Raw genomic sequence first — 12466 nt, 5'->3', positions numbered from 1 at the left:
TCACCCGCGGCTTTCTTCGCGCATCATCAAAATCCAGAAGCCCAGAAAGGCAAGTCCGACCACGCCTCTTGTTGCGTTGAGCTGCGCGCCGGGACCGATCATCGCCTCAACCAGCCCTAAGAGGAGCATCAATGGGCCGGTGACAGCCAACGCCCAGAAAAGCGAAAGCCGCGCGCCATACCATGTGCCCTGCCCGCCCAATGCGCGCGCCACAAGCCGCGCCACAGCTGCCAAGCCGTAAAACAGCGGGATCGTGGCCAAAAGCGCCAAGGCGAAGGCCAGCATCCGCGGCATAGCCGAGGGCTCTTCCGCCAAAAACGCCTCGCGTGCGGCCACCGGCCAATGCCCGACCAAAGCGAGGAGCACGAAGACCATCAGCAAGGAAAACGCAAATGGCTCCGAGATGCCCCGGTTCAGATGTCGGCGGATCGAGCGGCCCGGTGACCTCCAGGCCGCTAGCAGGTCGGTGGTCACCGCCATATCAGCGCTCGTGCCGTTCCAGCCAGCTTTCCAGCCGGGTCCGGATATCTTCAGCGATTTCAGCATCTTCGATCTCGGAGATCGCTTCTGCCAAGAAGGCCAAAACCAGCAAGCTTTGTGCAATCGACTTCGGCACGCCACGCGATTGCAGATAGAAGAGCGCGGTCTCGTCAATGGCGCCCGAGGTCGAGCCGTGGCTGCATTTCACGTCATCGGCGTAGATTTCCAGCTCGGGCTTGGCGAGGAACTGGCTGTCATCGTCCAACAGAAGCGATTGCGAGATCTGATAGCCGTCGGTCTTCTGCGCGACTTGTTTCACCAAGATCTTGCCTTGGAAGACGCCGGTGGCGCCGTTCTTCAGCACTTTCTTGAACACCTGACGGCTTTCGCAGCCGGGGGCGCCATGGGTGAGGAAGACGGTGTCGTCATGGTGGAAATCGCCATCGCCCACCGCCGCGCCGGCGACATGGGCCACCGCGTTTTCGCCGGTCATCTCGATCACGCATTCGTTGCGCGTCAGACGACCATTGGCGCTGAGGGTGAAGGATTTGAAGCTCGATTCCTTGCCCAGACGCGCAAAGATATGCGTCACGGCTTGGCGCTCATGCGCGCGGCCTTGGCCACGGATGTGGTGGAAGCGCGCGCCGTCATCGACCTCGACCTCCATCACGGTGTTGAGCCGTGCGGCGGCGGCGCCGTTTTCCAAAAGCGTGAGCTCGGCCCCGGCTTCCAACTGGATGCAGTGGTGCAAGATCACGTCCGAGGTGGTGCTGCCCTGCTTATAGATCAGCGAGACCGGTTTTTTCGCCTGCCCGGTGACCCGGATCAGCACGCCATCGGTCGCAAAGGCCGTGTTCAGAATGGCTTGCGGGCGCGAGACCGGGTTTTGGCCGCGGGCCTCCAGCGCGCCATAAAGCCCCGAGGCCCAGTGGCTGTCGCGGGTGGCGACCTCGGTCAGGCGCTCGATCTCAACCCCGGAAAGGCGCGGATCGTCCGAGGCGGCGGCGTCAAAAACGCCATCGACGAAGACCAGCTTCACCCGGTCGATCTGGTCGAAGACCTGCGGCTCATCACCGGGATCGAACAAAGCAGCCGGCGCCGCTGCTGGCGCGTTCAGCGCCGCCGGATCGGTGTAGCGCCAGTATTCATCACGCTTGCCCGGCAGGCCAACCGCCGAAAGACGGTCCAATGCGGCACGGCGCGGGGCGGCCAACCAGCCCTTCTCGGCAAAGGACAGATCGGCAATCCGCGCCGCCAGCGCGTCTTGTTTCACCTGTGCAACAGACATCACTTCACCTCGGCCAGAATGTCGGCGTAGCCGTTGTTCTCGACCTCAAGCGCCAGCTCCGGGCCGCCGGTTTTGATGATGCGACCGGCCGACATGATGTGGACGACGTCCGGTTTGATGTGGTCCAGAAGGCGCTGGTAGTGGGTGATCACGAGGAAGCTGCGGCCCGCATCGCGCAAAGCGTTCACGCCTTCGGCCACAAGTTTCATCGCATCGACGTCAAGGCCGGAGTCGGTCTCGTCCAGCACGCACATCTTCGGCTCAAGCATGGCCATTTGCAGGATTTCGTTGCGCTTTTTCTCACCGCCCGAGAAACCAACGTTGACGGGACGCTTCAGCATCTCGGCGTCGATCTTCAGGGTTTTGGCCTTTTCGCGCACGACTTTCAGGAAGTCGCCAGCGGAAAGCTCTTCCTCGCCGCGCGCTTTGCGCTGTGCGTTCACTGCGGTGCGCAGGAAGGTCATATTGCCAACGCCGGGGATTTCCACCGGGTATTGGAAGGCGAGGAACAGGCCAGCGGCAGCGCGCTCTTCCGGCTCCATCTCCAACAGCTCTTCGCCGTCCAGAGTGGCCGAACCATCGGTCACTTCATAACCGTCACGGCCCGAGAGCACATAAGACAGGGTCGATTTGCCCGAACCGTTCGGGCCCATGATCGCATGCACTTCACCGGCTTTGATCTTGAGGTCAACACCGCGGAGGATGACCTTGTCTTCTTCCTCAAGCTTGACGTGCAGGTTGTTGATTTCCAGCATGATTTCCTCGGTCTTTCACACCGGTTGCAAGAGCGCTTTCACATAAGCGCGCATCCGGTCAGGGGTAAGTTTAACGGGCGTAAGATCGAACCGCGCCATACGGCCGATCAGATGAGAGGGTGCCAGCAGCGCCTCGGCCTTGTGATAGGCAGGGCGTGGGGCGTAGTCGTCGAAGAAGAGCACCACCGGGCGGGTGATGCGGTAGAGCGCGGTCATGAAGCAGGCCAGACGGAAGCGGCCATCGACCAAGATCACATCAGGATGGCGGAAGCCCGCGCTTTCCCAAATGCTAAGCGCGTAATCGGGCCATTTGCGGATCTGGCTCTCATCGCGCGGATGGCCCCATTCCTTGGTCGGTCCGATATCGGCGTGATGGATATGCGCGCGGCCCTTGGCAGGGTTCTGGGCGAACCAGCCTTGCATCATCTGCGCCCAAGCAGCGTCAGATTCCACGGCCCAAACCTCGGCCCCGGCTTCCGCAGCGACCACGGTCGAGCCGCCCGAGCCATATTCAAGCACGGTATCGGCGCGACGGTAGGCCTCGGCCAAGGCTGCGGCTTCCGCTTCGGGCATGGTGCATTCGGGACGCGCGATCAACATGCCCTGCCCCCAATAGCCTTGCCACCCGTGGGCATAAGCCCCGGGAGATGCAAGGAAAAAAGGAGGGCCAAGCTCTTAGCCAAGACGCACCGCCGTGCCGCTGGCCGAAACCATCAGCATATTGTTGATCACTTCGAAATCGAGGTCGACGCCCACCACGGCATCGGCCCCCAGCTTTTGCGCCTCGGCCTCCATCTCGGCCAAAGCGGTTTTGCGGGCGCGGCCCAGCTCTTTTTCATAAGCGGCCGAGCGGCCCCCGACGATGTCGCGGATCCCGGCGAAAAGATCTTTGAAGATATTCGCGCCCAAGATCGCCTCGCCGGTCACAATGCCCAGATAATCCCGCGCAGGCCGCCCTTCGACGGTGGGAGTGGTCGTCACGATCATGTCTCTCTCCATCTTAACTGGGCGGCCGCAAATGCGGGCCGGGTTGCGCCGTTCAGGCCTTTATCAGCCGACCGAGCCTTCCAAGGAAATCGCCACAAGGCTTTGCGCCTCCATAGCAAATTCCATCGGCAGCGCTTGCAGCACTTCCTTGCAGAAGCCGTTCACCACCAAAGCCACGGCCTCTTCTTCATCCATCCCGCGCGAGCGGCAGTAGAAGAGTTGGTCGTCATCCACCTTGGAGGTGGTGGCCTCATGCTCAACCCGGCTCGAGTTGTTGCGGACCTCAATGTAAGGCACGGTATGCGCGCCACATTGATCGCCGATCAGCAAGCTGTCGCATTGGGTGTAGTTGCGGCTTTCCTTGGCCTTGGGGTGCATCGACACCAGCCCCCGGTAGGTGTTTTGCGCCTTGCCCGCCGAGATGCCCTTCGAGACGATGCGCGATTTGGTGCGCTTGCCCAAATGGATCATCTTGGTGCCGGTGTCGGCCTGTTGCAGGTTGTTGGCGATGGCGATCGAATAGAACTCGCCTTGGCTGTCGTCGCCGCGCAGGATGCAGCTGGGGTATTTCCAGGTGATCGCCGAGCCGGTCTCGACTTGCGTCCACATCACCTTGGCGCGGTCGCCCCGGCAATCGGCGCGCTTGGTGACGAAGTTGTAGATGCCGCCCTTGCCTTCCTCGTCGCCGGGGAACCAGTTCTGGACGGTGGAATATTTCACCTCGGCATCTTCCAAGATCACCAACTCGACCACGGCAGCATGCAGCTGGGCGATATCGCGCTTGGGCGCGGTGCAGCCTTCAAGGTAGCTCACATAGGACTTCTTGTCGGCGATGATCAGGGTGCGCTCAAACTGCCCGGTGTTTTCGGCATTGATGCGGAAATAGGTCGACAGCTCCATCGGGCAACGCACGCCCTCGGGGATGTAGACGAAGGACCCATCCGAGAAGACGGCCGAGTTCAGCGTGGCAAAGAAATTGTCCGATTGCGGCACGACCGAACCGAGATATTTCTTCACCAGTTCCGGGTAGTCGCGGATCGCTTCCGAGATCGGGCAGAAGATCACGCCGGCCTTTTTCAGCTCTTCCTTGAACGTGGTGCCAACGGAAACCGAGTCAAAGACCGCATCCACCGCCACGCGACGCTCGCCTTCCGGCACTTCGACGCCGGCAAGGATCGCTTGTTCTTTCAAGGGGATGCCAAGCTTTTCATAGGTGGCCAAAAGCTTCGGATCGACCTCATCCAAGGACTTCGGCTTTTCCGCCATGCTTTTGGGGCGCGCGTAGTAATACTGGTCCTGATAATCGATCTCAGGATAGTTGAGCATCGCCCAACGCGGTTCTTCCATCTGCACCCAGCGCCGATAAGCCGCCAGACGCCATTCCAGCATCCACTCCGGCTCTTCGTTCTTCTCGGAAATCAGCCGCACGATGTCTTCGGACAGGCCTTTCGGCGCATATTCCATCTCGATCGCGGTTTCCCAGCCGTATTTATACTTGCCGGCCATAGCCTGCACGGTCTCGATCGTCTCACGGTCCACGCCTTCGCGGATATCGTCGATCACTTCGGTCATCACTTCACCTCCGTCTCACGCAGCCCGTGATAGGGCGCGCTGATAGGCCTTGGTCCATTGATCGGCGAACCGCAGCACGTCTTCCTTTCGAACGCCTGGGCCAATCGAGATGCGAATGGCTTGCGCCGCCGCCTCTTCATCGAACCCCATCGCCCGCAACACTTTCGAAGCCCGGACCTTGCCGCTGGAGCAGGCCGAACCGGCAGAAACCGCAAAACCCGCCAGATCCATCGCCATCACTTGCGTCTCGCCGCGCCAACCGGGAGCGATCACACAAAGCGTATTGGGCAGCCGGCTGGCTCCTTTTCCGACTGAAATAGTCTGAGACGCGGCTGCCGACAATGCTGAATCTAGAATATTTCTAATTTCAGCCACTTCTTCCCACACCCCATTGGCAAGATCTTGCGCGGCCGCCTTGGCAGCGGCGGCAAAACCGGCAATGCCGATCAGGTTCTCGGTGCCCGCGCGCCGCCCCATCTCCTGCCCGCCACCGCGCAGTTGCGCTGGCAAATCAAGTCCTTGGCGCAGAACCACCGCGCCAATGCCCTTGGGGCCGCCCAGCTTATGCGCCGAGACCAGCCCCATATCGCAGCCCAACCAATTAAACGCGATCGGCAACTTGCCAAAACCTTGCGTCAAATCGGAAACCGCCAAGCCCTGCGGCAGATCTTGCACAACGCCGGTCTCGGAATTGGCCAGTTGCAGGCACGATTGCGCCGGATCCAGCACTTGCACCGCACCGGCCTCAGTCACCAGCAAACTCGCGTCACACCAAGCCGCCACCGCATCATGCTCAACGGCGGCGCAGGCAAAGCCGCGCCCAGCCAATGCCAAAGCAGCGCCCTCGGTCGCACCCGAGGTGAAGACAACATCCGCCCCATCCGCACCCAAAGCCGCCGCGATATCGGCGCGGGCACGCTCCATCAGCCCTTTGGCCGCGCGGCCCTCGGCATGGACCGAGGATGGATTGCCCACCAGCTCCATCGCCGCGATCATCGCCGCTTTGGCCTCTGCCCGCAGCGGTGTCGTCGCATTCCAATCGAGATAAAGCCGCTCAGCCACCGAAACTCACCACTTGTTTGCCGCCCACGCGCCGGAACTTGCCCAACGCCGCTTCATTTTCTGTCTCTAAATATCCTCGGGGGTCCGGGGGCTGACAGCCCCCGGCCTTGGTCAAAGATGCGGCGGGCAGACAGCCCCCGGCCTCTGCCAGAAGTCCCACGGCTCGCAAGTTGTTCCCGCAGATCACTCCTCGTCCACCACGCGGAACAAGGAAGGCACCGCCGGGCATGGCGTCAGATCGTTCTTCACCACATCCGAAAGCCGCACCTGATGCAGGAAGACATAGACATTGGCCGAAAGCCCTTCCCAAAGCCGGTTGGTCAGGCTCTGGGCGCGGCTCCCTGAGACGCCGCCCGTCGCCCCTGCCCCGGAATGCATCGCATCGACGGTCTCCTCGACCGCCTCCATCACTTCCGAGACCCGAATGCTGTCGGCCGAGCGCGCCAGACGGTAGCCGCCGCCCGGGCCACGCACGGCCTCGACCAACCCGGCGCGACGCAGCTTGACGAAAAGCTGCTCCAAATAGGGCAGCGAGATATCTTGGCGTTTGGAGATCGCGGCCAATGAGACCAGCTCATCCGTCGCCCCCTCTTTTCGCTTGGCTTCGGCCAAGGCGAGGTCGGCCAAAGCGACCATGGCGTAGCGCCCTTTCGTGGAAAGCTTCATCCCTACCTGCCCCGTACGCACCCAAAAGGCGCAAACCGATTGACGCCGGACAATCCGGCCATTACCTCAAACACCGACCCCCGCAGCTCCGCGCGGAGTTTGGAACCATTCTAAGTTGGACGGGCGGTTCCGTCAAGAAACGCCGTCCCCCACTGAACATACAGGCGAGATCCATGCCCGAAGTTATCTTTGCCGGTCCTGACGGCCGTCTTGAAGGCCGCTACCATCCGCAAAAAGAACGCGACGCGCCGATTGCCATCGTGCTGCACCCGCACCCCGCTTACGGCGGCACGATGAACAACAAGGTTGTCTATAACCTGCATTACGCCTTCTACAACCTTGGCTTCACGGTGCTGCGGTTCAACTTCCGCGGTGTCGGCCGCAGCCAAGGTGAATATGACCAAGGCATTGGCGAGCTCTCGGATGCCGCCTCGGCCTTGGATTACCTGCAATCGATGAACCAAAACGCCAAGCATTGCTGGGTTGCGGGCTTCTCCTTTGGCGCTTGGATCGGCATGCAGCTGTTGATGCGCCGTCCGGAAATCACCGGCTTTGTCTCGGTCGCACCGCCGGCGAATATCTATGATTTCAGCTTCTTGGCGCCCTGCCCTTCGTCGGGTCTGATCATCAACGGCACCGCCGACAAAGTGGCACCGCCGAAGGACACCCGCACGCTCGTGGGCAAGCTGCATGAGCAAAAGGGCATCACCATCACCCATACCGAGGTGGAAGGTGCGGATCACTTCTTCAAAGATGAAGAGACCCATATGAACCCGATGATCCAAACCGTCAGCGACTATGTGCGCCGCCGGATGGGCGAAGGCACGCGCTGATGTCTTTCATCCAAGAGCTTGCAGACGATCTCGCCAGAGATGTGTTGGATAGCCAGGATGAGCTGGGCGATGATCGGTTTTATGAGCAAGTCGGCCGGGTTCTCCTGGCCGCCTCGCCCACCTTGCAAGAAAGCTTCATGACCTCGATCCGGATCCGTCTGGCCGAGCGTCGGGGGCGTGATTTCTTGGACAAGGCACTGAAGGCCAAGCGTGATGGGAGCAAAGCCCCCGATGCGCCGCGGGATCTGAGCTCGGGTCATTGAATACCAGCCCTGAAATGAACGACCGGCTGGACGCGCAATTTGCCTTTTTGAATGAGGCGGATCGGCTGAAATCGGTGCTGCGCGCCACCACGCTTTGTGATGGCTCGCGGCGGGAAAACTCGGGCGAGCATTCTTGGCATCTGGCGCTTTATGCCATGGTTCTCGCCGATCAAGCGCCCAAGGGTGTCTCGATCGACCGGGTGATCAAGATGTTGATCTTGCACGATTTGGTCGAGATCGACACCGGCGATGTGCCGATCCATTCGTCGGGTGGCGCCGCCCATGCCAGCGCCGATACGATTGCAGCCGAGAGGCGCGCGGCGGACCGGATCTTCGGCCTTCTGCCCCCCGATCTGCGCGACAGCTTCCGCGCGATTTGGGATGAATTCGAAGCCGCCGAGACCCAAGACGCGATCTTTGCCAAAAGCCTCGACCGGGTGCAGCCGGTGATGCAGAACTTGGCCTGCGACGGCGGCACTTGGGTGGAATATGGCGTGACCTATGACCAGCTTGAGGCCCGCGTCGGCACCAAAGTCGCCCGCGGTGCGCCAAAGCTTTGGGACTGGGTGCAGACCAAGGTGCGGCCCTGGTTCGGCTGAGCGAAGCGCCGCTAAGGACGTAGCGCTCCACTTTGCCCCGCCCGCCGCTTTCCGTTAGGCTCGCCCCCCAAAGCCCTCAGCGAGAAAGCACGCCCATGACCAAGATCAAAGTGGCCCATCCCATCGTCGAGATGGACGGCGACGAGATGACGCGGATCATCTGGGATTTCATCAAGCAAAAGCTGATCCTGCCCTATCTGGACATTGATCTGCTTTATTATGACCTCTCGATCCAAGAGCGCGATCGCACCAATGATCAGATCACCATTGATGCGGCGCTAAAGACCAAAGAGGTGGGCGTGGGCGTCAAATGCGCCACGATCACCGCGGATGAGGCGCGGGTCGAAGAATTTGGCCTCAAAGAGATGTGGAAAAGCCCCAATGGCACCATCCGCAACATCCTTGGCGGCGTGATCTTCCGCGAGCCAATCATTTGCCGCAACGTACCTCGACTGGTACCCGGCTGGACCAAGCCGATCGTCGTCGGCCGCCACGCTTACGGCGACCAATACCGCGCCACCGATTTTCACTTTCCCGGCAAGGGCAAGCTGACGATGAAATTCGTGGGCGAGGATGGCACGGTGATCGAGCGCGAGGTCTTCGACGCCCCCGCCGCCGGGGTGGCGATGGGGATGTATAACCTTGACCAATCGATCATCGATTTCGCCCGCGCCTCGTTCAATTACGGGCTGATGAAGGGCTGGCCGGTTTACCTTTCGACCAAGAACACCATCCTCAAAGCCTATGATGGCCGGTTCAAAGAGCTGTTCCAGCAGATCTATGACGCCGAATTTGCCGAGAAATTCAAAGCACTTGGCATCTATTACGAGCACCGCTTGATCGACGATATGGTCGCCTCTTCGCTGAAATGGTCGGGTGGCTATATCTGGGCCTGTAAGAATTACGACGGTGATGTGCAGTCTGACACCGTGGCGCAGGGCTTTGGCTCATTGGGGTTGATGACCAGCGTGCTCCTTAGCCCCGATGGTCAAGTGGTCGAGGCCGAAGCCGCGCATGGCACCGTCACCCGCCACTATCGCCAGCACCAAAGGGGCGAGCAAACCTCGACCAATTCCATCGCTTCGATCTACGCTTGGACCGGCGGGCTGAAGCATCGCGCCAAGCTGGATGGCAATGAGGCGCTGATGAATTTCGCTCTGACGCTGGAGAAGGTCTGCGTGCAGACGGTCGAGGATGGCCATATGACCAAGGATCTGGCGCTGCTGGTCGGGCCCAATCAGAACTGGCTGACCACGATGGGATATCTTGAAAAGGTTGATGAATATCTAAACCGCGCGCTGGCGGGCTAACCTTTCGGTGCTGAAGTTTTGGGCGGGGCTGCGCGATTGTTCAGCGCTGCCCCGGATTTCCAAGACCCGGCCCGAAATCCGTATTTTCCCCTCTCGACCGGAGCCCCGGTTTTGCGTTATTACTAGGTCATGAGTATTGACCTAATCACCCCCCGCCGCCACAGCCTCTTTGAGGACTTTCAAGGCATCCTGATCGGATCGGTGCAGGCCGCGCTTGGCGTCTTCATCTTGCGCTCGGCCGGGCTTGTCACCGGCGGCACCGCGGGGACGGCCTTGGTGATCTCGTACCTTGCCAGCTGGAACTTCTCGCTGGTGTTTTTGGTGCTGAACCTGCCCTTCTTCATCTTCGCCTATATGGCGCGCGGTCGGGTGTTTTTGATCAAGAACATCATCACCGTCGCGCTGGTGGCCTTGGTCACCGAGGCACTGAAACCCTATCTGCACATCGACAGCATTCATCCGGCCATCGCGGCCATCCTCTTTGGCATCAGCTCGGGCGTTGGCCTCTTGGGCCTCTTCCGTCACGCCAGCTCTCTGGGCGGCATCTCCATCGTCGCTTTGGTCTTGCAAGATCGCTTCGGCGTGAAGGCCGGCTGGATCCAGCTGGGGTATGATGTGGCACTCTTTGCCGTTGCCTTTTGGTTCTTCCCACTGCAAATCGTGGCTTGGTCACTGCTGGGCACCGCGATTGTGAACTTTATCGTGGCCCTGAACCATCGCCGCGATTGGTATGTGGTGAGCTGAACTAGCCAAGCCGCAAAACTTGCTGTATGGGCGGCGCATAGCAAACAGGACACTCTAATGGACCTTCGCAATATTGCGATTATCGCGCACGTTGACCACGGCAAGACGACGCTGGTTGACGGGCTTCTGCAACAAGCCGGCACCTACCGCGAAGGTCAGGCGACCACCGAACGCGTGATGGACAGCAATGACATCGAACGCGAGCGCGGCATCACCATCCTCGCCAAGGCCACCTCGGTGGAATATGAGGGCATGCGGATCAACATCGTCGACACCCCCGGCCACGCCGACTTCGGTGGCGAGGTGGAGCGGATCCTGTCGATGGTGGACGGTGTGGTGCTGCTGGTCGACGCCGCCGAAGGCCCGATGCCGCAAACCAAATTCGTGACCTCGAAAGCCCTGGCACTGGGCCTGCGCCCGATCGTGGTGCTGAACAAGGTCGACAAAGCCGATGCCGAGCCCGAGCGCGCGCTGAACGAGGTCTTCGACCTCTTCGCCAACCTTGGCGCCAGCGACGAACAACTTGATTTCCCGCATCTTTATGCCTCGGGCCGTTCCGGCTGGGCGGACGAGTCGCTGGATGGTCCGCGCAAGGATCTGACCGCGCTTTTCAATCTCGTGGTCAAACATGTTCCGGCGCCGAAGCAAATGGCGCGGCAGGAAGAGCCCTTCCAAATGCTGGCCACCACGCTTGGCGCCGACCCGTTCTTGGGCCGCCTGCTCACCGGTCGCGTCGAGGCTGGCCGCATCACCGCAGGCGCTTCGTTGAAGGCCCTGACCCGCGACGGCGAGCGGATCGAGCAATTCCGTGTCTCGAAAATCCTCGCCTTCCGTGGCACCACCCAAACCCCGATCGATGAGGCTGTTGCTGGCGACATCGTCACCCTCGCCGGCATGACCAAAGCCACCGTGGCCGACACGCTTTGCGATCTGTCGATCGACACTGCGATCCCGGCCCAGCCGATCGATCCGCCGACCATCACCGTCACCTTCGGCATCAACGACTCACCCCTTGCCGGCAAGGACGGGTCCAAGGTGCAAAGCCGCGTCATCCGCGAGCGGTTGATGAAAGAGGCCGAGCAAAACGTCGCGATCAAGATCGCCGACACTCCCGGTGGTGAGGCTTTCGAAGTCTCGGGCCGCGGCGAATTGCAAATGGGCGTCTTGATCGAAAACATGCGCCGCGAGGGCTTTGAGCTTTCGATCTCGCGTCCGCGCGTGATCTTCAAAGACGAAGATGGCCAGCGCATGGAGCCGGTGGAAGAAGTCGTCATCGACGTGGATGACGAATATTCCGGCGCGGTCATCGAAAAGCTGACCGGTGAGCGCAAGGGCGATCTGGTCGAGATGAAACCAGCTGGTGCTGGCAAGACCCGGATCATCGCCCATGTGCCTTCGCGCGGTCTGATCGGCTATCACGGCCAATTCCTGACCGACACCCGCGGCTCGGGCGTGATGAACCGCATTTTCCACGGCTGGACCCCGCATAAGGGCCCGATCCAAGGCCGTCGCCAAGGCGTGCTGATCTCGATGGAGAACGGCGTCTCGGTGGCCTATGCGCTTTGGAACCTCGAAGAGCGCGGTAAGCTTTTCATCGGCGCGCAAGAAGCGGTCTATGAGGGCATGATCATTGGCGAGCACAGCCGTGACAATGACCTTGAAGTGAACCCGCTCAAGGGCAAGAAACTGACCAACGTCCGCGCCTCCGGCACCGACGAAGCCGTCCGCCTCACCACCCCGGTGCGGATGAGCCTTGAAGAGTCGATCGCTTATATCCAAGACGACGAGTTGGTCGAAGTGACGCCGAAGATCGTGCGGATCCGCAAGCGCTTCCTCGATTCCAACGAGCGTAAGCGTCAAAGCCGCAGCTAAGGCAAAGGGGCCACGCGCCCCTTAACCTCCCCAAA

14 protein-coding genes are annotated in these 12466 nt (G+C 60.8%); 6 read left to right on the top strand and 8 right to left on the bottom strand.

All coding sequences use genetic code 11. The annotated features are described in order from the left end of the window. The 8 genes from Q9295_RS03410 to iscR all read right to left on the bottom strand — a co-directional run bounded on the left by Q9295_RS03410 (nt 1) and on the right by iscR (nt 6810). A complete protein-coding gene (locus tag Q9295_RS03410; protein ID WP_306679104.1) occupies nt 1–480 on the bottom strand; it encodes a YIP1 family protein in 480 nt (159 codons plus the stop codon). Nucleotide 481: 1 nt separating this feature from the next. Continuing rightward, nucleotides 482–1768 carry a Fe-S cluster assembly protein SufD gene (gene sufD / locus Q9295_RS03405; RefSeq protein ID WP_306679103.1) on the bottom strand — a complete coding sequence of 429 codons (1287 nt, stop codon included), beginning with the start codon at nt 1766–1768 and terminating at the stop codon, nt 482–484. After that, on the bottom strand, nt 1768–2523 hold the full coding sequence (sufC, locus tag Q9295_RS03400; RefSeq protein WP_306679102.1) for a Fe-S cluster assembly ATPase SufC: 756 nt from the start codon (nt 2521–2523) through the stop codon (nt 1768–1770). Before sufC ends, sufD begins: the two co-directional genes overlap by 1 nt. Nucleotides 2524–2538: 15 nt before the next feature. Then, entirely contained in the window at nt 2539–3123 is a 585-nt protein-coding gene (locus Q9295_RS03395) for a hypothetical protein (protein WP_306679101.1), read from the bottom strand. 75 nt (nt 3124–3198) lie between these two features. Further along, nucleotides 3199–3510, bottom strand: a complete 312-nt coding sequence (locus Q9295_RS03390) for a heavy metal-binding domain-containing protein (RefSeq protein WP_306679100.1) — start codon at nt 3508–3510, stop codon at nt 3199–3201. A gap of 63 nt (nt 3511–3573) precedes the next feature. Beyond that, entirely contained in the window at nt 3574–5082 is a 1509-nt protein-coding gene (gene sufB, locus Q9295_RS03385; protein WP_306679099.1) for a Fe-S cluster assembly protein SufB, read from the bottom strand. A 15-nt stretch (nt 5083–5097) separates the two neighbouring features. Then, the gene (locus Q9295_RS03380) at nt 5098–6144 is read right to left on the bottom strand and encodes a cysteine desulfurase family protein (protein WP_306679098.1); all 1047 of its coding nucleotides are present in this window, start codon (nt 6142–6144) and stop codon (nt 5098–5100) included. 183 nt (nt 6145–6327) lie between these two features. Beyond that, nucleotides 6328–6810 carry a Fe-S cluster assembly transcriptional regulator IscR gene (gene iscR / locus Q9295_RS03375; protein WP_306679097.1) on the bottom strand — a complete coding sequence of 161 codons (483 nt, stop codon included), beginning with the start codon at nt 6808–6810 and terminating at the stop codon, nt 6328–6330. Nucleotides 6811–6983: 173 nt separating this feature from the next. Here iscR and Q9295_RS03370 point away from each other — a divergent pair, with 173 nt between their 5' ends. From Q9295_RS03370 to typA, 6 genes are all read left to right on the top strand, one after another. Continuing rightward, nucleotides 6984–7643: an alpha/beta hydrolase gene (locus tag Q9295_RS03370; protein WP_306679096.1), complete on the top strand. Its 660-nt coding sequence runs from the start codon at nt 6984–6986 to the stop codon at nt 7641–7643. Continuing rightward, nucleotides 7643–7906: a hypothetical protein gene (locus tag Q9295_RS03365; RefSeq protein WP_306679095.1), complete on the top strand. Its 264-nt coding sequence runs from the start codon at nt 7643–7645 to the stop codon at nt 7904–7906. The genes Q9295_RS03370 and Q9295_RS03365 overlap by 1 nt, the downstream gene beginning before the upstream one ends. Before the next feature lie 14 nt (nt 7907–7920). Continuing rightward, nucleotides 7921–8505, top strand: a complete 585-nt coding sequence (locus Q9295_RS03360) for an HD domain-containing protein (protein WP_306679094.1) — start codon at nt 7921–7923, stop codon at nt 8503–8505. A gap of 95 nt (nt 8506–8600) precedes the next feature. Continuing rightward, nucleotides 8601–9815, top strand: coding sequence for an NADP-dependent isocitrate dehydrogenase (locus Q9295_RS03355; RefSeq protein WP_306679093.1), 1215 nt, complete (start codon nt 8601–8603; stop codon nt 9813–9815). Between the two features lie 129 nt (nt 9816–9944). Then, nucleotides 9945–10559 (top strand): YitT family protein, encoded by a 615-nt coding sequence (locus Q9295_RS03350; protein WP_306679092.1) that lies wholly within the window; start codon nt 9945–9947, stop codon nt 10557–10559. Between the two features lie 57 nt (nt 10560–10616). Further along, nucleotides 10617–12431: a translational GTPase TypA gene (typA, locus tag Q9295_RS03345; protein ID WP_306679091.1), complete on the top strand. Its 1815-nt coding sequence runs from the start codon at nt 10617–10619 to the stop codon at nt 12429–12431. Nucleotides 12432–12466 lie beyond the last annotated feature (35 nt).

The sequence above is a fragment of the Pseudogemmobacter lacusdianii genome (assembly GCF_030848395.1).
GTDB classification, from domain to species: Bacteria; Pseudomonadota; Alphaproteobacteria; order Rhodobacterales; family Rhodobacteraceae; genus Pseudogemmobacter; species Pseudogemmobacter lacusdianii.
The sequence above is the reverse complement of the archived record's forward strand: the minus strand, read 5'-3'. Positions and strand labels throughout refer to the sequence as shown.